This is a genomic window from Nonomuraea glycinis, assembly GCF_014646515.1.
In the GTDB taxonomy this organism is placed as follows: Bacteria; Actinomycetota; Actinomycetes; order Streptosporangiales; family Streptosporangiaceae; genus Nonomuraea; species Nonomuraea glycinis.
On the sequence record NZ_BMNK01000001.1, the window covers coordinates 1,033,798 to 1,056,227 of the forward strand.

A 22,430-nucleotide genomic window follows, 5' to 3' on the forward strand; every position below is an offset into this window, starting at 1 on the left:
GCCGTGATCCTCGCCCCGCCGTCAAGCCGCCCGAGCCCTCAGGAGGCGTCCTTGGCGCGGTTGCGCAGCGCCCGGCTGACGCCGTCGGCGCCTTCCAGGATCAGCCTGCGCAGCGCCTGGGGCCGCTCCTCGGCCGCCAGATAGTCCTGCGCCGCGCGTACGGTCTCCTCCTCGATGAGCAGCGAGGGGAAGCACCCGACCGCGAACGTCGAGGCCTGGTCGAACGTCCACTCCTGGTAGATCCGCCCCACCTGCTCGAAGTACTTCGCGCGGTAGGGCGCCAGCAGCTCGGGGTGGTGCGGGTCCTGGAAGCCGTTGATCGTGGTGCGGGCGATGTGGTTGGCGAGCTCGCCGCCCACGATCCGCTCCCAGGCCGCGGCCTTGGCCTCGGCCGTCGGGACGGCCGCCCGGCACAGCGCCGCGGACCTCTCGCCGGTGGCCGTGGGGTCGCGCTCCAGCTCGGCCTCGATGTCGGCCGGGCCCAGCCGGCCGCCGACGACCAGCGCGTGCACCAGCGTCCAGCGCAGGTCCGTGTCCACCGACAGCCCGGCGGGCACATCGCAGCCGTCCAGGATCGCCGTCAGCAGCGCCAGGTCGTCCGCGGAGGTGGCCACCGGCGCGAACGCCTGGAGGTAGGCGAGCTGGTGGTCCGAGCCGGGCTCGGCGGCGGCCAGCAGCGAGCGCAGCTCGCCGCCCAGCAGCGCCATGCCCTCGGCCCGCCACGCCGGGTCGGCGTACTGCTGGACGGCCTGCCGCGCCTGCCGCAGCACCGTCTGCAGGACGGTGAGGTCCTTGACCGTGGCGATGCCCGAGACGACGAGCTTGACGTAGTCGCGGGTGGACATCTCGCCGTCACGGGTCATGTCCCAGGCCGCGGACCAGCACAGCGCGCGGGGCAGCGACTCGGTGAAGCCGGAGATGCCGCCCTCGACCAGCGTGCGCAGCGACCGTTCGTCCAGCCGGACCTTGGCGTACGTGAGGTCGTCGTCGTTGATCAGCACCAGGTCGGGCTGCTCCGCGCCGACCAGCTCGGCGACGGCCGTGCGGGCGCCCACCACGTCGAGCTCCACCCGCTTGGTACGGGTCAGCGCGCCGTCGGTGAGGGAGTAGAGGCCGATCGCGACGCGGTGCGAGCGCAGCGTCGGGTAGTCGGCGGGGGCCTCCTGCAGCACCTCGAAGGAGGTGAACCTGCCGTCGGCCACCTCGAACGACGGCCGCAGCGTGTTGACCCACGAGGTCTCCAGCCACTCCTTCGACCACGACGACAGGTCGCGGCCGGAGGTGCGCTCCAGCGCGCCGAGCAGGTCCTTCAGCTCGGTGTTGCCCCACGCGTGCTCATTGAAGTAGTCGCGCACGCCGGCCAGGAAGTTGTCCAGCCCGACGTAGGCGACGAGCTGCTTGAGCACCGAGGCGCCCTTGGCGTAGGTGATGCCGTCGAAGTTGACCTCGACCGCCTGCATGTCCGGGATGTCGGCGGCGATCGGGTGGGTGGAGGGCAGCTGGTCCTGGCGGTAGGCCCAGGACTTCTCCACGTTGGCGAAGGTCGTCCACGCCCCGCCGCCCCAGCGGGTGGCCTCGGCCTGGGCGAGCACCGACATGTAGGTGGCGAACGACTCGTTCAGCCACAGGTCGTCCCACCAGCGCATGGTGACGAGGTCGCCGAACCACATGTGCGCCATCTCGTGCAGGATCGTCTCCGCGCGCCGTTCGACCACGGCGTCGGTGACCCGGGAGCGGAAGACGTAGTCCTCGAGGAAGGTCACGCAGCCCGCGTTCTCCATCGCGCCGGCGTTGAACTCCGGCACGAAGAGCTGGTCGTACTTGCCGAAGGGGTAGCGGACGCCGAACACCTTGTGGAAGAAGTCGAAGCCCTGCCGGGTGACCTCGAGGATGTTGTCGGCGTCGAGGTGCTCGGCGAGCGAGGCGCGGCAGTAGATGCCCAGCGGGATGCCGTCGTGCTCGGCGGTCACCTTGTGGTACGGGCCGGCCACGAGCGCGGTGATGTAGGTGGACATGATCGGGGTGACGGCGAAGGTCCAGCGCTTGGCGGCGGGCACGGTGCCGTGCTTGCCGGGCTCCGCGGGCAGCTCCACCACGGAGGCGGCCGCGGCGTTGGAGACGACCTCCCAGTCCCTCGGCGCTAGCGCGGTGAGCTGGAAGGTGGCCTTGAGGTCGGGCTGGTCGAAGCAGGCGTACATGCGGTGCGCGTCGGCCGTCTCGAACTGGCTGTGCAGGTAGACCTTCTGGTCCACCGGGTCGACGAAGCGGTGCAGGCCCTCGCCGGAGCGCATGTAGGCGCAGTCGGCGTCGATGAGCAGCTCGTTGGAGTCGGCGAGCGAGGGGAGCGGGAGACGGCCCTTGTCCTCGTCGTAGGTGGCCAGGTCGAGCTCCTGGCCGTTGAGCACGGCCTTGCGCACGCGGGCGCCGTGCAGGTCGATGAAGGTGGCGGCGCCCGGCTGGGCGCTGGTGAAGCGGACCGTGGTCACGCTCTCGAAGCGCTCGTCGCCCTCGGTGAGGTCGAGTGCCACCTCGTACGACTCGACCTTCAACAGCCGGGCACGCGTACGAGCCTCGTCCCGGGTCAGGTTGCCTGCCAAGTTGCGCTCCTTTTCACCACTTCGTCTGCGAATTGTCCGTATCCTGCCATGCCAGGAATAGGACACGGACCTCACAAGGTTATGGCCCCACATGACGCAGAAGACTCCTGTCAGCCTGTGGTTCGATCCTCTCTGCCCCTATGCCTGGGTCACGTCACGATGGCTTCTCGAAGTCGAGAAGGTCCGGCCCATCGAGATCAGCTGGCGCATCATGAGCCTCCAAGTGCTCAACCAGGACAAGGACGTCTCGGACGACTATCGCGCGCGTATCGCCAGGGTGGTCGGCCCGGGCAGGACGGTGGCCGCGGTCGCCGCCAAGTACGACGGTGACGCCGTCGGGCGCTACTACACCGAGCTCGGCACGCTCCTGCACAACGAGCAGCACGCCAAGGGCGAGGGGAGCCTGCGCCCCACCGTCGAGGAGGCCCTCGTGGCCGCCGGCCTGGACAGGGGGGTGGCGGACGCGATGGACTCCGACGAGTTCGACGAGGCCGTCCGGATCTCCCACGACGAGGGCATGGCCCTGGTCGGCCAGGAGGTCGGCACGCCCGTCATCCGCGTCGGCGCCAACGCGTTCTTCGGCCCGGTGATCACCTCCATCCTCAGGGGAGAGGACGCGGGCCGGCTGTGGGACGGCGTCCTGCTGGTCACCGAGTTCGAAGACTTCTTCGAGCTGAAGCGGACCCGCACGCGTTCGCCGCGTTTCGACTGATTTCTCCCTCTGTGGCGGTAGAAGAAGCTGTGTTCGCGGGGGACACAGCTCATCCCGGAAAGCGTGACTCCCTCGCGCAGTGACCACGGGCACGCCAGGATGAGAGATATGCGTCAGCTTTACATCGGCGGTGCCTGGACCGCCTCAGCCTCGGGAGAGGCCATCGAGGTCGTCAATCCGGCCACAGAGGAGATCATCGACCGGGTGCCCGCGGGCACCGCGGCGGACGTCCAGGAAGCGGTGCGAGCGGCCAGGAAAGCCTTCGGCTCCTGGTCGGTCACCGCGCCCGCCGACCGGGCCAAACTCCTGACCGCCGCGGCCGAGCTACTGGTGCGGCGCGCCGACGACGTCGCCCGGATCATCGCCGCCGACATGGGCTCGCCGCTGGGGTTCGCGCTCAAGGTGCAGACCCTGATGCCCGCCCGCGTGCTCGCCTCCTACGCCGGGCTCGCCGAGAGCCACCCGCGCGAGTCGCGCGTCGGCAACTCGCTCGTCGTCAAGGAGCCGGTCGGCGTCGTCGCCGCCATCACGCCGTGGAACTATCCGCTGCACCAGATCATCGCCAAGGTCGCCCCGGCGCTGGCCGCCGGCTGCACGGTCGTGCTCAAGCCGAGCGAAGTGGCGCCGCTGGCGGCCTACGCGCTGGCCGACATCTTCCATGAGGTGGGCCTGCCACCAGGCGTTTTCAACCTGGTCAGCGGGCGCGGGCCGGTCGTCGGCGAGGCCATGGCCGCGCATCCCGACGTGGACATGATCTCCTTCACCGGCTCCGTCAGGGCCGGCCGCAGAGTGGCCGCGCTGGCCGTCGAGGACGTCAAACGGGTCGCCCTGGAGCTCGGCGGCAAGTCGGCGAACGTCATCCTGCCCGACGCCGACCTCGGCGTGGCCGTCAAGGTGGGCGTCGCCAACTGCTTCGTCAACGCCGGCCAGACCTGCTCCGCCTGGACCCGCATGCTGGTCCACCGCGACCACTACGACGACGCCGTCCACCTGGCCGTCCAGGCCGCCCGCAAGTACACCGTGGGCGACCCGTTCGACGAGGGCACCCGGCTGGGGCCGCTGGTCTCCGCCGCACAGCGCGACCGCGTCGTCCGCTACATCAACCGGGGCCAGGAGGAAGGCGCCAGGCTGGTGGCCGGCGGCACCGAGCGGCCGCTGCCGCGCGGCTTCTACGTGGAGCCGACCGTCTTCGCGGGGGTCGAGTCCGGCATGACGATCGAGCAGGAGGAGATCTTCGGCCCGGTCCTGTCGATCATCCCCTACACCTCCGAGGACCAGGCCGTCCAGATCGCCAACGGCACCCCGTACGGCCTGGCGGGCGCGGTCTGGGCGGGCACCGAGGAGCGGGCCGTCGCGCTCGCGCGCAGGCTGCGCACCGGTCAGGTGGCCATCAACGGCGGCGGATTCAACCCGCTGGCCCCCTTCGGCGGCTACAAGCAGTCCGGCATCGGCCGCGAGCTCGGCGAGCACGGACTCGAGGAGTTCTTCGAGATCAAGTCGCTGCAGCTGTGACCGCCTGGTGCGCGGCACCGCCCGCCGTGCTCCTCCAGGCCGCTGATGAGATGTACGGTTCGCCGCGCGCCGCCCTTCGGCGCCGGGCTACGCCTGGAGGATGATCTTCCGGGCCTGGTTCTTCGGCAGGCGGTCCACGTACAGCTTGCCGTCGAGGTGTTCGCTCTCGTGCTGGAAGCAGCGTGCGAGCGAGCCGCGGGCCTGGACGCGGACCGGGCGCTCCAGCCGGTCGAAGCCCTCGACCGTCACGCCGGCCGCCCGTCCCACCGGGGCGAAGGCCGGTCGCCCCGTGCCCCGGTCGGGCACCGACAGGCAGCCCTCCTCGTCGACGATCTCCTCGGCGTCGTCGACGGTCAGTGTGGGGTTGATCAGATGGCCCTTGCGCCCGCTGATGTCATAGACGAACACGCGCCGCGACACGCCGATCTGCGGACCCGCCAGTCCCACCCCGTCCACCGCGTACATCGCCTGGAACATCTCGTCGATGAGGCGGCGCAGCTCACGGTCGAAGTCCTTGACCGGCTCGGCGGGGGTGCGCAGGACCGGGTCGCCGATCACGCGGATCTCACGCATGGACGCTCCCATCTCTCGTAAGGGCTGCATGGCGTTGGCAGTCCTTACTCTAGTCAGAGCCGACGGCACTGGAAACGGGCGGGCGCAGCTGTGGAAGACTGGGCGGGTGCGTGTCTACATCGGTGCCGACCATGCCGGCTATGAGCTCAAGAACCACCTGGTGTCCTGGCTGAAGGAGCACGGTCACGAGGTGACCGACTGCGGTCCCTCGGTCTATGACGCCGAGGACGACTATCCCGCCTTCTGCCTGCGCGCCGCCGAGGGTGTGGCGGGCGACCCGGGCAGCCTGGGCATCGTCATCGGTGGCTCCGGCAACGGTGAGCAGATCTCCGCCAACAAGGTGCGCGGCATCCGGGCCGCGCTCGCCTGGAGTGAGGAGACCGCCCAGCTCGCCCGCGAGCACAACAACGCCAACGTGGTCTCCCTCGGCGCGCGCATGCACACCACCGAAGAGGCCACCGGCTTCGTCGAGGTCTTCCTCGGCACCGCGTTCTCCGGCAGCGCGCGGCACAGCCGGCGCATCGCCCAGGTGCAGGCTTACGAGACCATCGGCCAGCTTCCCTCGCTGCCCTAGCTCCTGCGCTTGGCGTCGCGTTTGGGCATCTCGTCACGCAGGGGCCGCCTGTCGGCGGCCTCCTGCTGCTCTTTCGACGGCCGCGAGACCTCTCGCGCGCGCATCGCGGTGATCGCAGTGATCTGCAAACTCTGCAGGGCCATGTCCCGGACTCTACGTCAGAAGACGAGGCCGGCCCATGGCCTGGGGCTCCATGACATGGCCGTGTTCAGCGCGCGGACGGCGCCCGGCGTGTGCTCACCGAGCAGTCCGGCCCCGTGCTCCTCGATCAGGGTCCCGTCGCCCAGATAGGCGGAGCCCAGCGAGGCGGCCTTCAGCGTGATGTCGGGCTCGTCGTCGACCGGCTTGCACTCCGCGCCCGTGGTGTCGGCGCTGAGCCGCCAGCGGCGGGAGTTCCAGGGGCACGCCTCGTCCCGCACCGCCAGCACCACGTCCACCGGGGCCGCGTAGGAGCGCGAGGTCAGCGCCTTGTCCACCTCGACCAGGCGCACCCACACGTCGTCGCTCCAGCGAGCGCGCAGCTGCCGCTGGTCGGCCACCAGCGCGAACAGCGGATCGTCCACCGGCCGGGCATGGCTGACGATCTTGCTGACCAGGTCCCGGTCGAGCACGCTGCGCCAGAGCAGCGCGTAGGCGGCCGGATCGGCGGCGAACAACTCGTTCAGCCTGAGCTCACCGGCGGGCACCCCGTCGGCGTCCCAGTCCGGCTTGATCCTGAACAGCGCGTAACCCCGTACACCCTGGTCGTCCTCGGCGATCACCGAGCGGAGCGCGCCCGCGCCGCGCTGGTCGAACTCCTCGTCGGCCAGGATGTTGTCCCAGAACTCCGGCTTGCGCTCGTACAGGCCGGGACGCTGCGTGACGACGGCGGCGAACAGCCGCTCGAAGTCGGCGCGGGCCTCGGCCGGCTTGGCGACCCTGAGCCTCAGCGCCGGATCCACCGGTGCGTCCCTGACGAAGGCGGCGCCGCGCTTGTCGATGGTCAGCGCCATCTGGCCGGCCGCTCTGCCGTACCCGAACCTGCCGTAGATCGGCGTCTCGGACGCGTACAGCGCCGCGACCGCCTCGCCGCGCTCGCGGATGTCGGTGAGCTGCCTGCGCATCAGCGCGGACAGCACGCCCCGGCGGCGGTGCGAGGGCAGCACGCTGACGGCCGTCACGCCCGCGACCGGGATCGGCCCGCCGGGGACCGTCATCCGGAAGCTGAAGATCGCCGTGCAGCCGACGATGGTGTCGCCGTCGAAGGCGGCCAGGGTGCGGTCGAACTCGGTCTCCCGCTTGTGCCGCTCGGACTGAACGGGATGGGGGGTCCAGGCGAACCCCTCGGCGAGCACGTCGCCGAAGGCGGACCACTCGGCCTCGGCAACAGGACGGATGGGGTAGGTCATCCCTCCACGGTACGCACGGGCCAAGACGGACGGCACCTGATTATCGGTGCTTAATGATCAAGGTCTTGGTCAAGTGGGCTGCCCAAAGATGGTTCAGACCGATACAGTCAGGCGCATCATGAGTTCCCGCCCGGCCCCGCTGATCCCGCCACGGCTCCGCGCGCTGCTCGTGCGGGTGCCCTTCCTGGTGCAGGCCGTACGATTCCTCCGGCGCGGGCCTCTCGCGCGTGAGCGCAACCTGCTGATCACGCTGGCCGTGTTGTCGCTGGTCACCGGCCTGCTGGCGGCGCGGGTGTCGACCGAGTGGTTCTCGCCCTCGCTGCTCATCCTGGTCACCCTGGTGGGCGGGCTGCAACTGCGGGTGCGCAACTTGATCAAGCTGCTGGCGGTGGTCGCCGTCGCGCTCGGCTACATCGCCTTCACCCTCGGCGCGGCGAGCATCGGCGTCGGGCTGATGGTGACGATCGGGTTCACCACGGTGCTCGCGGTGCTCATGGCGCGCACCCGCGGCAAGCTCGGCGTGCAGGGGCTGCGCGGCGACGCGATGCTGCTGGAGCTGCGCGACCGGCTGAGAAGCCAGGGCGAGCTGCCCGAGCTGCCCAAGGACTGGGGCGGCAAGGTGGTGCTCAAGCAGGCGGGCGGCTCCTCCTTCGGCGGCGACTTCCTGGTGTCCATGCGCGACGGCGACCAGGTGGACATCGCGCTGGTCGACGTCTCCGGCAAGGGCGTCGACGCGGGCACCAGGGCGCTGCTGCTGTCGGGCACCTTCGGCGGGCTGCTCGGCTCGGTCGACGACTTCCTGCCCGCCTGCAACTCCTACCTGCACCGCCAGCGCGGCGACGAGGGCTTCGTGACCGCCGTGCACGTCCGGCTTCACCTGGCCACCGGCGACTACACCATCACCTCGGCGGGCCATCCTCCGGTGGTGAAGTTCGACGCCGGCACCGGCAACTGGGAGGTCGCCTCGGCCAAGGGCGTGGTCCTCGGCGTGGTGCCCGACCTGCACTGCGAGCCCGAGAGCGGCACCCTGCACAAGGGCGACGCGCTGCTGCTCTACACCGACGGACTGATCGAGCAGCCGGGGCGCGACATCGACGCCGGGCTCGACAAGCTGCTGGGCGAGGCCGAGCGGCTGCTGCCGTCCGGATTCCGGGACGGCGCCCGTGCCCTGGTCAACGCCATGGCCTCGGGGCACAACGACGACTGCGCGCTGGTGCTCATCTGGCGCCCTTAGGCATGGATTGTCCGCAAGCCGTCCAGGTGCGGAGAGTTCGACTACCCTGGGGCTGTCAAGACCCTCCGGCTGCCTGGAGCACACGTAGATGGACTGGCTCTTTCTCGCGGGGATCGTCATCTTCCTCATCGGTTTGATGGTGTCCATCGCGTTGCACGAGATCGGGCATCTCGTGCCTGCCAAGATCTTCGGCGTCAGGGTGACGCAGTACATGGTCGGCTTCGGCTCGACCGCCTGGTCCCGCCGCAAGGGCGAGACGGAGTACGGCATCAAGTGGCTGCCGCTGGGCGGCTACATCCGCATGATCGGCATGCTGCCGCCCCGGCCGGGCGACGACCCCAACAAGCTCAGGGGCAGCTCGACCGGCCCCTTCCAGGGCCTCATCGACACCGCCCGTGAGGCAGCGCAGGAAGAGGTACGACCGGGCGACGAGGACCGGGTCTTCTACCGGAAGAAGTGGTGGCAGAAGGTCATCATCATGTCCGGCGGCCCGGCGATGAACTTCGTGCTGGCGTTCATCCTCTTCACGATCCTGCTCGTCGGCATCGGCCTGCCCACGTTCGCCCCGATCGTGTCGCCCGACACCAACACGTGCGTGATCCCGATCAGCGAGCAGCGCACCGAGTGCAAGGCCACCGACCAGCCGACCCCCGCCTCCCAGGCCGGTCTCAAGGCCGGGGACAAGCTCGTCTCCCTCGACGGCAAGAAGATCGAGACGTGGCAGGACGCCACCCAGCTCATCCGCTCCCACGGCGCGGGCGACGTCGCGCTCGGCGTCGTCCGCGACGGCAAGCCCATGACGCTGACCGTCACGCTCATCGCCCAGGACCGGCCCAAGCCCGACGACCCCGACACCATCGAGCGCAATGTCGGCTTCCTCGGCGTCCTGCCCACCCAGGTCATGCAGACGCAGAGCGTCGGCGCGGTCTTCGGCCACATGGCGGAGCTCACCGGCAGGGTGGCGCAGTCACTGCTGAACCTGCCGGAGAAGATGGTCGGCGTCTGGCACGCCGCCTTCTCCGGTGAGAAGCGCGACCCCGAGGGCCCGGTGGGCGTCGTCGGCGCCGGGCGCATGGGCGGCGAGATCCTCGCCTCCGACCTGACCGGGGTGCAGAAGCTCGCCGTCTTCGTCAACCTCCTGGCCGGGTTCAACCTGGCGATCGGCATGTTCAACCTGATCCCGCTGCTGCCGCTCGACGGCGGCCACATCGCCGGCGGCCTGTGGGAGGGCATCAAGCGCGGCTACGCCCGGGTCATGCGCCGCCCCGAGCCCAACTACGTCGACATCGCCAAGGTCCTGCCGCTCACGTACGCGCTGGCGTTCGTCATGATCATCATGGCCGGGCTGCTCGTCTACGCTGACCTGATCAATCCGCTCAGGCTCACGGGCTGACGTCCCCGTCCCCGGTCATCCCGTCGATCCGCTCGCGCAGCAGGTCGGCGTGGCCGTTGTGGCGGGCGTACTCTTCGAGCATGTGCATCATGATCCACCGCAGGGAGACCGCCTGACCGTTCCGCCCCCGCTTGGCGAGCCCGTCCAGCGGCACGCACCTGGCCGCCTTGCGGGCCTGCGCCACCTCCTCCCGCCACTGCGCGGACGTCTCCGCCCAGGTGGCCGTCCCCGCCTCGGTGAACTCGGCCAGCTCGGGGTACAGGTGCGGAATGTCCTCACCGGCCAGGCGGCGCCGGAACCAGGAGCGCTCCACCTTGGCCAGGTGCCGTACGAGCGCCATCAGCGACAACGTCGACGGCGGCGCCGAGGCCAGGCGCAACTGCTCGTCGCTGAGACCCTGGCATTTGAGCATCAGGGTCTCGCGATGCCAGTTCAGCCACTCGTCCAGCATCTCGCGCTCGCCGGCGATGTAGGCCGGATAGGGATACTCCCGCATAGTGTCCGATTATGAACCCACTGGACGCATTGCGAGAGCTCTGCCGCGCCCTGCCCGAGACGACCGAGCGACTCAGTCACGGTGAGCCCACCTGGTTCGTCAGGGGCAAGAAGACCTTCGTCATGTACGCCGACCATCACCATGACGGCCGGCTGGGCTTCTGCGTCGAGCGCCTGCCTGCCGGTCCCTTCGGGCCAGACCCCGCTGAATACGAAGGCGGGCCCGTCAACCCGGCGCGGTGACCGAGCGGCTCAGGAAGGCGCCCGGGTCACTGCATGGAGATGTGTACGTGGTCGAAGTGGTTCTCGGTGACGCTGCCGCGGTTGGACATCGGGCTCCAGCCGGAGCCGTGGTTGATCCGCTGCTTCCAGATGACGTACTTGACGCCGAGCTTGTTGCGGTTCTCGATGGTCCACGCGGCGATGCTGTCGCCGAGCGCGTTGTTGACGGCGCTGGGCAGGCTGCCGCCGGTGCTCATCATGAAGTCGCACGCCCGACCCAGGGGGTGCTCGCCGCCGCCACCCGAGCGGAAGCAGCCGACCGAGAAGGGCAGCCTGAAGTTCTTCCGCAACTGCTCGCGCATCAGCCGGGTGCGGCCGGTGATGTTGTCGGCGCCTGACGGGAGCTGGGGCGCCCAGCTGCCGTCGGAGCGGCGGCCGGTGCTGAACGGGATGAGGTCCTTGAGCTTCTTCTGGATGTCGTCGATGACGTCCTCGGCCTCGTCACGCTGCTCGGCCACCTCGGCGGTGTCGGCGCTGATGTCGCGGGCGAGGGCCGCCGCCTCGTCGGCGGCGTTCTTCTTCTCGTCGCGCGCGTCGACCACGCCCTGAACCACGGCCGTCTGCTCGGCGGTGAGCTGCTCCAGCAGGGCCGCGGAGGCGCCGTCTGGCGGCACCACCCACGTCGGCAGCGCCATGCCGCCGTTCTGGTAACGCAGATTGGCCAGCTCGGAGACGCGCCCCCGAGCGGCGGTGAGCGCCTCCTCGGCGGTGGCGAGCCGCTTCTCGGCCACCTCGGCGGCCTGCTTGGCCTTGGCCAGCTCGACCCGCTTGAGATTGTACCGCTCGATGAGCTTGTCGACCTTTTGGTTCAGCCCTTTAAGCTCCTTGCGGAGCTGGGCCTCGGTCGGTTTGGGCTCGGCGCCGGCCGCGGACGACACGGTCGCGGGAATGAAGATCACCGCCGCTGCGGTGATGACGCCGATGGCAAGGTGCGCGGGGGACGCTGCCGCCACGAACGGGTTCCTCTCCCTCTGCCGGCCGGGTTAGCTGACGGGTTCGGGTCAGAGAGCTCTCCCTACCACCGAAGTGGATGCACCCCAAGTGCGGTGGGTCCCCGGCTCCAGGCGATTCGCCCGGATTAGGCGTGGCACGGCGTTACGGTCGTGCCCCAAGGGATATTAGTGGTAGATCCCGAGTAACGCGACTCCAATCGGAAATCAATCAGTGATCTACCTGTGATCGAAGCATCCGCGCGGCCTCTTCGGGGAGCACGTCGTTGACGAAGGCGCCCATGGCCGACTCCGATCCTGCCAGGAACTTCAGCTTGCCGGGCGCCCGCCGGATGCTGAACAACTCCAGGTGCAGATAGCCCAGCTCACGCTCCTGCCGCACCGGCGCCTGATGCCAGGCCGAGATGTACGGCATCGCGACGTCGAACAGGCCGTCCAGGGCCCGCAGCACCGAGGTGTAGAGCGGCGCGAACGCGGACCGCTCGGCCTCCGACAGCGCGGCCAGGTCCGGCACCTGCCGGTGCGGGTAGAGGTGCACCTCGAACGGCCAGCGGGCGGCGGCGGGCACGAAGGCCGTCCACAGCTCGTTGGCGGCCACCACCCGGGGCCCCTTCCGCTCGGCGTCCAGCACGTCGGCGTACAGGTTGCGGCCCTGATGGCGCTCGGCGTAACGCCGGGCGGCGGCCAGTTGCAGCTTGGTCCTGGGCGTCACGTACGGGTAGGCGTAGATCTGGCCGTGCGGGTGAAAGAGCGTGATGCCGATCTCCTCGCCGCGGTTCTCGAAGCAGAAGACCTGCTCCACGCCCTCGATCGCGGACAGCTCCGCCGTGCGGTCCGCCCAGGCCTCCATGACTAGTTCGACCTGCTCGTCGGAGAGCCGGGAGAAGGAGGAGGAGTGCTCGGCGGTGAAGCACACCACTTCGCACCGCCCCGCGCCCGGACGAACCTCACTAAGTCCGCCCGCTTCCTCGTAAGACCCGAAATTTCCGGAAAAAGACGGAAAGCGGTTCTCGAACACCACCACGTCATAGTCGTTCGCCGGGACCTCCGACGACCGCGTCTCGGACGACGGGCAGAGCGGGCACTCGTCGGCCGGAGGCAGGAACGTACGCGTCTGCCGGTGCCCCGCCATCGCGATCCACTCTTCGGTCAGCGGGTCGTAGCGCAGCTCGGACGCCACCGGCCGCGGTCCGAGGGGCCGCCGGTCGATCGCGCTTCGATCGGCGTCGTCGCGCCGATCGAAGTAGATCAGTTCCCGGCCGTCGGCCAGATGGGTGATGGTGCGCTTCACTGAGAGCCCTCCGCGATGATCAGTTCGCCGACCCGTTCGGCCAGCTCCATACGTGCGTCCTCGGGCAGCCCCGCGTCGCTGATGACCACGTCGGCCTCGGTCAGCTCGGCGATGGTGCTGATGCCGATCGTGTTCCACTTGGTGTGGTCGGCCGGCACGACCAGCCGGTGCGCGGCGGTCACCAGCTCCCTGTCGGTCTCGGACTCGAGCAGGTTGGGCGTGGTGTACCCGGCCCGCACACTCATCCCGTGCACGCCTAGGAAGAGCGTGTCCACGTGCAGCCGGCGGATCGCCGCCACGGCCACGGGGCCGACCAGCGCGTCGGAGGGCGTACGGACGCCGCCGGTGAGCACCACCGTGCGGTCGGCGCGGGGGTTGCGGTGGAAGACGTCGGCGACCGGGACCGAGTTGGTGATCACTGTGAGCTCGGGCACCCCGATCAGGTGCTGGGCCAGCGCCCACGTCGTGGTGCCCGCCGAGAGCGCGACCGCGGTGCCCGGCCGCACGAGCCGGGCGGCGCGGCGGGCGATCAGCTCCTTCTCCGGCTGCTGGCGGGCGGACTTGGCGGTGAACCCGGGCTCCTCGGTGGAGCCGGGGCCGAGCGCCGTCGCGCCGCCGTGCACCTTCTCCAGCAGCCCCCGCTCGGCGAGCACCTCGAGGTCGCGGCGGATGGTCATGTCGGAGACGCCGAGCTCGCGTACGAGATCGGCCACCCGGACGCCGCCGGCGCCGCGGACGCGTTCGAGAATCGCCTGCTGTCGCTGCTGTGCGAGCACGCCCCCGCTCCTTCCAACAGATTCCACCAAATTATGACACGCATATGTTGGGGAATGTTAGGTCATCGCATGGGCTTGTGCTCCACCGGCCCAGGGGAGACGTTGAGGACGGCAAACCGTACCCAAGGTCTTGGAGGGAATGAGCCCATGGCCAGGCGCGCCCGCAAGGGCAAGGCACGCAGGAAGAGGAAGGCCAACCACGGCAAGCGTCCCACCGCGCGCTGACGGTCCGAGCTAACCCGGCAGCTCGCTGAGGGCCTCGTCGATGCGCTCCTGCGGCAGCGTGCGATCCTCCATCCGGCCGGACAGGTAGCGGTCGTAGGCGCCCAGGTCGAAGTGACCGTGGCCGCACAGAGCGGTGAGGATCACCTTGTCCTCACCGCTCTCTTTGCAGCGCAACGCCTCGGCGATCGTCTCGGCCAGCGCGTGCGTCGGCTCCGGCGCGGGCACGATGCCCTCGGTGCGGGCGAAGCGCACGCCTGCCTCGAAACTCTCCGACTGCGACTTGGTGACCGCCTCGAACATGCCCAGTTCGTACAGGTGCGACAGCAGCGGCGACATTCCGTGATAGCGCAGCCCGCCCGCGTGGATGGGGTCGGGCACGAAGTCGTGGCCCAGCGTGTGCATCTTCAGCAGCGGCGTGAGCCCCGCCGTGTCGCCGAAGTCGTAGGCGTAACGGCCCCGCGTGAACGAGGGGCAGGCGACGGGCTCCACGGCGCGCAACGTCGGATCGATCTTCCCGGCCAGCTTCTCGCGCAGGAACGGGAAGATCAGCCCGGCGAAGTTCGAGCCGCCGCCGGTGCAGCCGATGATCACGTCGGGCATCTCGTCGAGCTGACCCAGCGCCTCCTCGCCGATCACCGTCTGGTGCATGAGCACATGGTTCAGCACCGAGCCGAGCGCGTAGCGGGTGCCGGCCTCGGCGGCGGCCACCTCGACCGCCTCACTGATCGCGATGCCCAGGCTGCCCGGCGAGTCGGGGTCCCCGGCCAGCACCTTGCTTCCCGACATCGTCACCGGGGACGGGCTGGCGTGCACGGTCGCACCGTACACCTGCATGAGCGAGCGCCGGTACGGCTTGTGCTCGTAGGAGGCCCGTACCATCCAGACCTGGCAATCCAGGCCGAACTGGGCACAGGCGAAGGCCAGCGCGCTGCCCCACTGACCCGCTCCGGTCTCCGTGGTCAGGCCGCGCACACCTTCGCGGGCGTTGTAGTAGGCCTGCGGCACGGCGGTGTTGGGCTTGTGCGAGCCGGACGGGGAGCCGCCCTCGTACTTGTAGTAGATGCGGGCCGGCGTGCCGAGCGCCCGCTCCAGCCTGCGCGCCCGCAACAGCGGAGTGGGCCGCCAGAGCCGGTAGACGTCGAGCACCTCCTGCGGAATGGCGACGAACCGCTCCTGGCTCACCTCCTGCCCGATGAGCTCCATGGGGAACAGCGGAGCCAGGTCCTCCGGCCCCACCGGCTGCCTGGTGGCCGGGTGCAACGGGGGCGGGGGTGGCGTGGGCAGGTCGGGAACGATGTTGTACCAGTGGCTGGGGATCATCGTCCCAGTCTGCGCTGGTCAGCCGCCGTGTTCCAGGCTCGCGGCCGGGTGTCGCGACGTCACCGTGCGACCTTGACCGCCAGCCGATGCGGATGATCCGCCCGTACCACCACATCCGCGACATCCGCCGGCCGCACCTCCCGCTCATACCGCTCGTACGCGGGCAACCGCCACCGCTCGCCCGCCGCCGTCCGCCGCGCCAGCGCCCCCTCGGACAGCCACAGATGTACGCTCACCTCGATCGGCAGCCCCCTGCCCAGCAGCAGCGTCCCGTCGAGCAGCAGCACCCCTCCGGCGGGCAACGTCTCGTACGGAACCCGGAACGCCCGATCCACCCGGCTGTCCCACAGCGCGGGCAGCACCTTGCCCGACCGCCCCCGGTCAAGCGGCTCCAGGACCTCCCGTACCAGCGCCCCCGTGTCGAGCCACTCGTCGTAGAACACGTCCGGATCGCTTCGCCCGTACTCCAGCCGCAGCGAGGCCGGCCGCAGGAAGTCGGCCGCGGACACCCGCAACACCGTCCGCCCCCGCACCCGCAGCGGCGCGACCAGCCGATCGGCCAGCTCCCCGGGCTCCGCCGCGGGCGCCCCGTCCACGGCGACCCGCACCCACGCCTCACGAGGCCGGCCCGAGATCGACTCGGCCAGCTCATCGACCAGCGATTCCATGGAGATCGGTCGTGCGCGCACCCCTGTGAGCCTACGAGCCGCGAATCCGGCACCGACCCGCGAACATGCGAAAGGCCAGGCTCCCCACCGGGGATGACCTGGCCTTTCCTGCCGAGAGCGGACGACGGGAATCGAACCCGCGTAGCTAGTTTGGAAGACTAGGGCTCTACCATTGAGCTACGTCCGCGCGAACCGGTCGAACTCTGGACTAGACTTCATCCGGTCGTCAGGGCGTAAGCGTACCGGAGTCCCGGAGCGTGTGCGCAACCGACGTAACGGGGCGTGGCGCAGCTTGGCAGCGCGCTTGCTTTGGGAGCAAGAAGTCGCAGGTTCAAATCCTGTCGCCCCGACTTGCCTGGCCAGCACGAAGGCCACTCACCCTGATGGGGAGTGGCCTTCTGAGTGACTAAGTGAGTGACTGTCCCTCTCCTGGCCCTGCTCTCTTCCAAACCTTGACCGCAGCCCACACGGCAAGAGCTACAGCGCCAAGGCTTGAGATTGACTGCCATCCGATCTTGCTCTCGATGTTGAAGTCGCCGGTGATCCCGATCAGGAGAGCTCCGACGAAGCTGAGGGCAATAACGGAGACGAACCAGACGCCGATGAAGGCGCCAAGAGTCTTGAGCAGTCGCATGGAGCTGACCCTTCTGTCGGCCCCGAGACGTGCGATGAACAGTATCGATTCGGTCGCGTATCGCAGAAGGCCTAGGGCTTACTAAATCTCGAAGATTCGGTCCATGGCTACAGCACCCGACTGCAGTACGGGCCGGATCTGCTTGCGGTAGACGACCTCGGTTACGGCCGTGCTGCTGTGGCCGACGAGCCGGGAGATCTCCTCCAGTGGGATGCCGTTGTCCGAGAGCAGCGAGACGAAGCTGTGGCGCAGCTCGCGTGGCGTCCACTCGGCGGGGTTCAGGCCCTGGGCATCTCTGATGACGACGCGGAAGGCACGCCGGACGTTCGAGGCGTCCAGCTCCGTACCGGCCGACGAAGCGAACACCAGTCCGCCGGTGGTCCAGGAGTCGCCCTGCTCGCGGCGCTGGTCCTCCCGATGTTGCCGGAGCACCTCTACACAGCGCCGAGGCAGGGCGAGCGTGCGCCGGGACTTCTGCGTCTTCGTGTCCCCGCCCGCACGGACCGACCGCCACACCGCCACATGCGGCGGCACGGGCGGGACGGCCTTCGGATCTCCTTCCAGATCGACGTGATCCCACGTCAGAGCCCTGAGCTCCTCCGTGCGCGCACCGGTGAGCAGGGATACCACGATGTAGGCGTACAGCCGTGTTCCGTCCGCAGCCTTGAGTACGGCGTCCGCCTGGGCGAACGTCAGCGCTTTGGACGGGCGACCCGCCTTTCCCACGGGCACTGAACACAGCTCCACCACGTTCCGTTTGACCTTGTCGCGGGCCATCGCCCGTTTGAGGGCGCGATTTAGGCAGGACCGAATGATCTGCAAGGTACGGGTGCTGAGCGTCTTCGCCTTGTCCGCCAGCCACCTGTCCACGTCCTCGGCGCTGAGGTCGCGGAGCTTGCGCTTGCCCAGGGCGGGGACGACGTGCTTCCGGCACAGGATCGTGTAGGACTCCACCGTTCCCGGATCGCGACCGTTCAGGCCGTAGGCCAGCCAGTCGTTCACGGCCCGTTCGACGGTGTAGTCCCCGGGAGCGATGGCGAGCCCATCCTCGTAGTCCCGGACGATCTCTTTGAGCTTGTCCTTGGCGGCCGTTTTGGTCTTGCCGCTGGCCTTCTTGACGATGCGCTTTCCGGCAGGCGTGTACCCCACGGTGAGCGAGGCGATCCAGCGTTGCCGGTCCTCGTCCCAGTGGAGGCCGCCGTCCCCGCGACTTCGGCGCTTAGTCATGACGCCTCCTGCTGCAACAGGCCGATGTACTCGCGGATGGCGCTTTCTGGGATCAGGCGGCAGCGGCCCTGCTTGACCGAGCGGAGGCGGCCGGAGCGTAGCTGCTCGTAGATCACGCTGCGGCTCATGCGGAGCTTCCGCATGGCGTCAGGAACGCGGTAGAGCTGGACGTCATCGGCCATGCTTGCCTCCTTCGTTGACGGCGGCGGCGAGGACGGATTCGCCGGGGGTGAAGCCTTGTCCGGCGTATTTCCAGTGGGCGAGTACGAGGGTGCTGGTCGGGTCGTAGGGCAGGCGTTGCAGTTCTTGGGCCTCGCGGTACTCCAGGCGGACCCGCCGCAGGGCGGTCAGGGTGGTGGAGTAGGCGCGGCTCTTGGTGGAGAAGTGGCCTCGGAAGCCGAGCATGTGGGCCCATTGGCGTAGGCGGAGCGGGGCCAGGTCGGGATGCGTGTCGGGGTTGCCGAGGTCCCAGGCGGTGCGGATCAGGCGGGCGGCGTGGTCGGTGACGCCGTGGGTGTGCAGGCGGGTGAGGTCGTGGTGGGTGACGCGGCGGTCCAGGGTGCCGGAGGTCTCGGCGGCTTTGGTGGCGTACTTGGCGATGTAGCCCGCGACGGCGGCCTCGGACAGGGCATCGGCGTCGAGGCCGGCGGATTGGATCGGGCGGACGTCGATGGCGCCCCAGGTGAGCGGTTGCCCGGTCTCCGGGGCGAGCAGACGGACGGCCTTGGCGGCGGAGGTGATGGCGGTGGTGAGCAGGTCGAGAGTGGCCCAGGCGGGCGGGTTGGTGAGGGTGTCGCCGTCACGGCCGTCGAGGCGAATGACGGCGTGGAAGTGGACGATGCCCCGGGCCTGGTACTCGGCGACCTTGGCGAAGGACAGGCGGGTGGTACGGGCGAACTCCTTGCGGGTCAGGCCGGTGGCGGCGGCCAGGTGCTGGCGGAGGTAGACGGTGAAGCGGTGCCACAGGGCGGCGGCGTGGGCGTTCCAGAGGACGTGGCCGGGGTGGTCGTAGGTGTCGGGGTCGAGCGGTTGGCCGATGGTCGGGTCTCCCTTCTGGTGGCGGGTAAAGCAGGCGGAGCCGGTGCGGCGTGGGTGGCAGACGTTGGTCGTGCCGTCCTTGTCGGGGCCTCGGTGGACGGGGCCGAAGGACGGGGCGGTCAGGGTGGCGAGCACTTTCGGGTGGGTGCGGACGATGTCAGGGACTCCCTTGGTTCCGCCGAGCAGGCCCGCGCGGATGAGGTGGAAGGTGTCTTGGCGGTAGGTCTCGGCGCAGGCCGGGCAGCGGGAGGCGCGGCGGTTGCCGCAGCGGATCAGGAGTTGGCCGTGGGGTTCGTCGCGGGTGGTGTAGGTGTGCAGGAGTTCGCCGGTGGTGCCGTGCAGGGTGGTGGACTCGCCGGTGAGGCGGATCGGGTCGGTGCAGCCGCGGAGTCGGTCGACCTGGTGTAGCCAGCGGGTGACGTCGTGGTTGGAGCGGCGGGCCAGGTCCCGGATGACGGGGCCGATGAGGTCGCCGAGTGGGGCGGGTGTTTCGGTCACTGAGCCTCCTCTCCGCTGCCTTCGCAGCACGGGCGGTAGATGGTGATCAGGTGGTGGGTGCGGGTTGAGCGGACGTGGACGGAGCCGTATCCGTCACATTCCGGGCATGGCTGGTGGCGCATACTGGAGGTCCTTCGTTGAGTGCGGAGGGTGACGCCCCACGGGGACGGCGGGCTGCCAGGCTTGAGCCGTCCCGTGGTGGCGTCGTCGCGGTTAGTTCTGGTTGTCGATGCCGGTGCCGGAGCAGTGGAGGCAGGTGTCGTCGTCGTACAGGCCGGTGCCGTTGCAGGTGACACAGACGTAGAACCAGATCATTCGGATTCACCTCCTCGCGGTGTGCAGGGACAGGGCTCGTCCGGTGTGGTGGTGTCGCAGTCGGGCGGGTCGCCGTCGAAGTCGCAGCCGTAGCGCGCGCAGCAGGTGCAGAACGGGCACGGTAAGCGGGTCATGGGTGGGCGCCGCAGCAGTCGAGGCAACGGCGGCAGGGCTGGTTCATGCCGGATCTTGATGCTTGGTGAGCCAGGCGACGCGGTTGCCGCTGGCGTGGGCGATGGCGGCCAGGACGTGGGCGAGGTTGGTGGTGTCCAGGCCGGTGATGGCGGGGCCGAGCTCGACCGGCAGGCCGTCGGCCAGCGAGAGGGCGATGCGCAAGATGGCGGCCTCGGAGCCGGAGCAGGGCATGCAGCCTCGGTTGAGCGCGATGTGCGCGGCCTGCCAGTCGATGACCGTGTACGGGACGCGGGTGTAGGTGGCGGTGACGTAGTCGATGGCGTAGCGGCGGAACTCCCTGTGGGTCAGCCAGACGCCGTGGCGGATGAGCAGCTCGACGGCGGCTTCCAGGGCGTAGGAGCCTCGGGCCCAGGCGCGGGCGGCTTCGGTCAGCTCGTTCGGGGTGGGGTTGGTCATGTGACGGGTTCCTTTCTGATCTGGGTGAGCAGGTGTGTGGCCAGGTCGGCGGAGACGTGCATGCGGGCGGCGAGGTGTTCGCCGGTGATGGCGCGGTGGTGGGTGGCCTGGTGGTCGTCGGCCAAGCGGCGGGCGTAGGTCAGAAGTGCCGGCGACGGCCCGTGCTCGGCCGGATGAGGCACGGCGTCCAGCGCGGGGACGTCGGAGGCGACCAGCTCGACCGTTTCGGCCGTACTGGTGTCGTCCTCGGTCGCCGGCTCAGGTGGGCGGTGGGCGGCGCGGCGCTCCAGCATGGAGACCGCGGCGAGGAAGGCGACGGCGGGGGTGGCGGCGGTGATCCAGCCCCACACGCTCGGGTGTGCGGTGGCCAGGTTGGCGGCCAGGGTGAGCACGATGCCGCCGGTCAGTACGAGCGCGGGCCACGAGATGAGGCGGCCTCGGTGGCGGCCGGTGCGCTTGTCGCGTTGGAGTTCGCGGGCGGCCATCACGCACATCAGGTCGATGCAGACGGCGACCGCCCAGGACTGCCAGCCGTGCTGCCCGTGCCGGGCGGCCAGGTCGCTGATGTGGGTGAAGGAGCCGACAGCGGCGATCACCGCCAGGACCACGACGGGGCCGGTGTCGAGCAACCGGGCGCGGATACGGCTCATGGCAGGAACCTCCCTTCGGTTTCGGGCATGGGGCGGGTAGGGACTTGGCGTGATGGGCTCAGGCCGGGGCCGGGGCCGGGGCCGTGGCGGGGTGGTTAGGTGGGTTCGCCTTCGCGGGCCAGGGCTTCGAGGTCGGCGTCCGTGACGGTCACGGTGTCGGTGCCGGTGAGCAGGTCGGCCCAGGCGGGTGTGAGTTCGGCGTTGGCGTGGGCGGCGGCCTCGGCGATTTCTTCGCTGACGTAGACCGAGCGGGCGCGGTACCAGCGGCCGTCATCGGCGACGACGACGGCGGTGCCGGGCATGTTCGCCGGGATCTGCCGGGCGGCGTCCAGGGCGGCCGGGTCGGTGTCGCCGAGGGTCATGGTGGCGGTTTCGGGGTCGTTGACGCGATGGCAGACCCGTCCGGACAGTTGGGAACGCAGGGCGGTGACGCCAGGGCCGAGGTCGGAGCCGACCCGCTGACCGCAGACGAACAGGTAGAGGCCGAACGCGCGGCCGAGCTGCGCCAGCCGCAGGAGCGCGGTGGCGGTGGAGGCGATCTCGTCCTTCTCGCCCTTGTGGGCCATCAGGAACAGTTCGGCCACCTCGTCGACCAGGACCACGACCGGGGTCGGGCGCAGGTCCTCGGGCAGTTTCCAGATGTTGCGGGTCTTGTTCGCCCGGCAGAGGGCCATGCGGGTTTTGACCAGGCAGATCAGGTCGTTGAGCAGGCCGACGCATTCGGTGCGTTCGGTGGCGATGGCTGACAGGCGCGGCCCGTAGGCGGTCAGCTCGACCCCGCCTTTGAGGTCGAAGCCGACCAGCGCGACAGGCTGCGCGGACAGGCCGGTGATCAGGGCGTTGAGCAGGGTGGACTTACCGGATTGGGTGGCGCCGGTGTTGAGCCAGTGCGGCACCGTACGGAAGTCGACCACCCACGGCGCGCCGGTCTCCAGCAGCCCGACCCGCACCCGCAGCAGCCCCTCCGACAGCACCAGGATACGGACCTCGGACAGGGGATCGCCTCGGGTGGCCAGCAGCGTGACGCGGCCGGGCCGGGAGGAGATGAGCCGGACGGAGTGCACGCGCCAGGCGTGCGCGAGGTTGGACAGCCGGGCGCTGTAATCCTCCGGCGTCTGGCCGTCCATGAGCTTGACGTTGATGCGGAAGCCGAGACGGCACGGGCGGACGATGCCCAGCCGGGGCGGCTTGTCGATCTGGACGCGGCGGACCTTGCGCCGCTGCGACAGGGCGATCGTGGCCTGCCCGACGATTGGCAGGCCGTCGAGGGTGTAGCGCCAGCGGCGGCGTTTGCGGGTGAGCGTGCAGCCGAGGGCGACGTTGCCCCAGGTGACGTAGACGTGCAAGGTCTTGAGCGGGTAGCCGACGATGAGCCAGAACGAGGCGGGGTGCAGCCTGCGCCACACCAGCAGGACCGTGCAGACCGAGGCCACCGTGATGGCCAGCGGGATCAGCCAGTCGGACATACGTGGAACGTTCCTTTCGAA

General features: G+C 69.6%; 24 protein-coding genes, 2 tRNA genes and 1 riboswitch. Of the genes, 8 read left to right on the plus strand and 18 right to left on the minus strand.

Going from position 1 to position 22,430, the window contains the following annotated elements:
- Positions 1–38: 38 nt before the first annotated feature.
- Complete coding sequence (pepN, locus tag IEY87_RS04805) at positions 39–2,597, minus strand: aminopeptidase N (RefSeq protein ID WP_189137206.1); 2,559 nt, start codon at positions 2,595–2,597, stop codon at positions 39–41.
- Between the two features lie 91 nt (positions 2,598–2,688).
- On the opposite strand from pepN, the gene IEY87_RS04810 reads away from it, so the two are divergent.
- Complete coding sequence (locus tag IEY87_RS04810) at positions 2,689–3,309, plus strand: mycothiol-dependent nitroreductase Rv2466c family protein (RefSeq protein ID WP_189137207.1); 621 nt, start codon at positions 2,689–2,691, stop codon at positions 3,307–3,309.
- A 108-nt stretch (positions 3,310–3,417) separates the two neighbouring features.
- Positions 3,418–4,821, plus strand: coding sequence for an aldehyde dehydrogenase family protein (locus tag IEY87_RS04815; protein WP_189137208.1), 1,404 nt, complete (start codon positions 3,418–3,420; stop codon positions 4,819–4,821).
- 87 nt (positions 4,822–4,908) lie between these two features.
- On the opposite strand, the gene def is transcribed toward IEY87_RS04815, so the two are convergent.
- Entirely contained in the window at positions 4,909–5,394 is a 486-nt protein-coding gene (gene def / locus IEY87_RS04820) for a peptide deformylase (protein ID WP_225278028.1), read from the minus strand.
- A gap of 106 nt (positions 5,395–5,500) precedes the next feature.
- Here def and IEY87_RS04825 point away from each other — a divergent pair, with 106 nt between their 5' ends.
- The gene (locus IEY87_RS04825; RefSeq protein WP_189137209.1) at positions 5,501–5,968 is read left to right on the plus strand and encodes a ribose-5-phosphate isomerase; all 468 of its coding nucleotides are present in this window, start codon (positions 5,501–5,503) and stop codon (positions 5,966–5,968) included.
- Here the strand turns inward: IEY87_RS04825 and IEY87_RS04830 are convergent.
- A complete protein-coding gene (locus IEY87_RS04830; RefSeq protein ID WP_189137210.1) occupies positions 5,965–6,111 on the minus strand; it encodes a hypothetical protein in 147 nt (48 codons plus the stop codon). The genes IEY87_RS04825 and IEY87_RS04830 overlap by 4 nt on opposite strands.
- A 15-nt stretch (positions 6,112–6,126) precedes the next feature.
- Positions 6,127–7,356, minus strand: coding sequence for a GNAT family N-acetyltransferase (locus tag IEY87_RS04835; RefSeq protein WP_189137211.1), 1,230 nt, complete (start codon positions 7,354–7,356; stop codon positions 6,127–6,129).
- Between the two features lie 118 nt (positions 7,357–7,474).
- On the opposite strand from IEY87_RS04835, the gene IEY87_RS04840 reads away from it, so the two are divergent.
- Together IEY87_RS04840 and IEY87_RS04845 are read left to right on the plus strand one after the other, a co-directional pair.
- Positions 7,475–8,590, plus strand: coding sequence for a PP2C family protein-serine/threonine phosphatase (locus IEY87_RS04840; protein WP_189137212.1), 1,116 nt, complete (start codon positions 7,475–7,477; stop codon positions 8,588–8,590).
- A gap of 88 nt (positions 8,591–8,678) precedes the next feature.
- Positions 8,679–9,983 carry a M50 family metallopeptidase gene (locus IEY87_RS04845; RefSeq protein WP_189137213.1) on the plus strand — a complete coding sequence of 435 codons (1,305 nt, stop codon included), beginning with the start codon at positions 8,679–8,681 and terminating at the stop codon, positions 9,981–9,983.
- Here the strand turns inward: IEY87_RS04845 and IEY87_RS04850 are convergent.
- Positions 9,973–10,479 carry a DinB family protein gene (locus IEY87_RS04850; RefSeq protein WP_189137214.1) on the minus strand — a complete coding sequence of 169 codons (507 nt, stop codon included), beginning with the start codon at positions 10,477–10,479 and terminating at the stop codon, positions 9,973–9,975. The genes IEY87_RS04845 and IEY87_RS04850 overlap by 11 nt on opposite strands.
- 11 nt (positions 10,480–10,490) lie before the next feature.
- Here IEY87_RS04850 and IEY87_RS45480 point away from each other — a divergent pair, with 11 nt between their 5' ends.
- The gene (locus tag IEY87_RS45480; protein WP_225278027.1) at positions 10,491–10,721 is read left to right on the plus strand and encodes an MmcQ/YjbR family DNA-binding protein; all 231 of its coding nucleotides are present in this window, start codon (positions 10,491–10,493) and stop codon (positions 10,719–10,721) included.
- 26 nt (positions 10,722–10,747) lie between these two features.
- Here the strand turns inward: IEY87_RS45480 and IEY87_RS04860 are convergent, their stop codons facing one another.
- The 3 genes from IEY87_RS04860 to IEY87_RS04870 all read right to left on the minus strand — a co-directional run bounded on the left by IEY87_RS04860 (position 10,748) and on the right by IEY87_RS04870 (position 13,777).
- Complete coding sequence (locus IEY87_RS04860) at positions 10,748–11,713, minus strand: coiled-coil domain-containing protein (protein WP_189137215.1); 966 nt, start codon at positions 11,711–11,713, stop codon at positions 10,748–10,750.
- Positions 11,714–11,718: 5 nt separating this feature from the next.
- Positions 11,719–11,855: riboswitch (cyclic di-AMP (ydaO/yuaA leader) on the minus strand.
- Between the two features lie 66 nt (positions 11,856–11,921).
- Entirely contained in the window at positions 11,922–13,001 is a 1,080-nt protein-coding gene (galT, locus tag IEY87_RS04865; RefSeq protein ID WP_189137216.1) for a galactose-1-phosphate uridylyltransferase, read from the minus strand.
- Entirely contained in the window at positions 12,998–13,777 is a 780-nt protein-coding gene (locus IEY87_RS04870; RefSeq protein ID WP_189137217.1) for a DeoR/GlpR family DNA-binding transcription regulator, read from the minus strand. The genes galT and IEY87_RS04870 overlap by 4 nt, the downstream gene beginning before the upstream one ends.
- Positions 13,778–13,924: 147 nt before the next feature.
- On the opposite strand from IEY87_RS04870, the gene IEY87_RS47440 reads away from it, so the two are divergent.
- Entirely contained in the window at positions 13,925–14,002 is a 78-nt protein-coding gene (locus IEY87_RS47440) for a 50S ribosomal protein bL37 (protein WP_494402340.1), read from the plus strand.
- Between the two features lie 9 nt (positions 14,003–14,011).
- Here the strand turns inward: IEY87_RS47440 and IEY87_RS04875 are convergent, their stop codons facing one another.
- From IEY87_RS04875 to IEY87_RS04885, 3 genes are all read right to left on the minus strand, one after another.
- Positions 14,012–15,322, minus strand: a complete 1,311-nt coding sequence (locus IEY87_RS04875) for a TrpB-like pyridoxal phosphate-dependent enzyme (RefSeq protein WP_189137218.1) — start codon at positions 15,320–15,322, stop codon at positions 14,012–14,014.
- A 59-nt stretch (positions 15,323–15,381) separates the two neighbouring features.
- Positions 15,382–16,011: a nucleoside/nucleotide kinase family protein gene (locus IEY87_RS04880; protein WP_225278026.1), complete on the minus strand. Its 630-nt coding sequence runs from the start codon at positions 16,009–16,011 to the stop codon at positions 15,382–15,384.
- 95 nt (positions 16,012–16,106) lie between these two features.
- A tRNA-Gly gene (locus tag IEY87_RS04885) sits at positions 16,107–16,177 on the minus strand.
- Positions 16,178–16,266: 89 nt separating this feature from the next.
- Here IEY87_RS04885 and IEY87_RS04890 point away from each other — a divergent pair.
- A tRNA-Pro gene (locus tag IEY87_RS04890) sits at positions 16,267–16,340 on the plus strand.
- 56 nt (positions 16,341–16,396) lie between these two features.
- Here the strand turns inward: IEY87_RS04890 and IEY87_RS04895 are convergent.
- The 7 genes from IEY87_RS04895 to IEY87_RS04925 form a co-directional block, all read right to left on the minus strand.
- The gene (locus IEY87_RS04895) at positions 16,397–16,624 is read right to left on the minus strand and encodes a hypothetical protein (protein ID WP_189137219.1); all 228 of its coding nucleotides are present in this window, start codon (positions 16,622–16,624) and stop codon (positions 16,397–16,399) included.
- A gap of 81 nt (positions 16,625–16,705) precedes the next feature.
- On the minus strand, positions 16,706–17,851 hold the full coding sequence (locus IEY87_RS04900) for a tyrosine-type recombinase/integrase (RefSeq protein WP_189137220.1): 1,146 nt from the start codon (positions 17,849–17,851) through the stop codon (positions 16,706–16,708).
- Positions 17,848–18,033: a helix-turn-helix domain-containing protein gene (locus IEY87_RS04905; RefSeq protein WP_189137221.1), complete on the minus strand. Its 186-nt coding sequence runs from the start codon at positions 18,031–18,033 to the stop codon at positions 17,848–17,850. The genes IEY87_RS04900 and IEY87_RS04905 overlap by 4 nt, the downstream gene beginning before the upstream one ends.
- A complete protein-coding gene (locus tag IEY87_RS04910; RefSeq protein ID WP_225278025.1) occupies positions 18,023–19,387 on the minus strand; it encodes a replication initiator in 1,365 nt (454 codons plus the stop codon). Before IEY87_RS04910 ends, IEY87_RS04905 begins: the two co-directional genes overlap by 11 nt.
- 492 nt (positions 19,388–19,879) lie before the next feature.
- Entirely contained in the window at positions 19,880–20,293 is a 414-nt protein-coding gene (locus tag IEY87_RS04915; protein WP_189137222.1) for a hypothetical protein, read from the minus strand.
- Entirely contained in the window at positions 20,290–20,943 is a 654-nt protein-coding gene (locus IEY87_RS04920) for a DUF2637 domain-containing protein (RefSeq protein WP_189137223.1), read from the minus strand. The genes IEY87_RS04915 and IEY87_RS04920 overlap by 4 nt, the downstream gene beginning before the upstream one ends.
- A 95-nt stretch (positions 20,944–21,038) precedes the next feature.
- Positions 21,039–22,409 carry an FtsK/SpoIIIE domain-containing protein gene (locus tag IEY87_RS04925; protein WP_189137224.1) on the minus strand — a complete coding sequence of 457 codons (1,371 nt, stop codon included), beginning with the start codon at positions 22,407–22,409 and terminating at the stop codon, positions 21,039–21,041.
- Between the last annotated feature and the right edge of the window lie 21 nt (positions 22,410–22,430).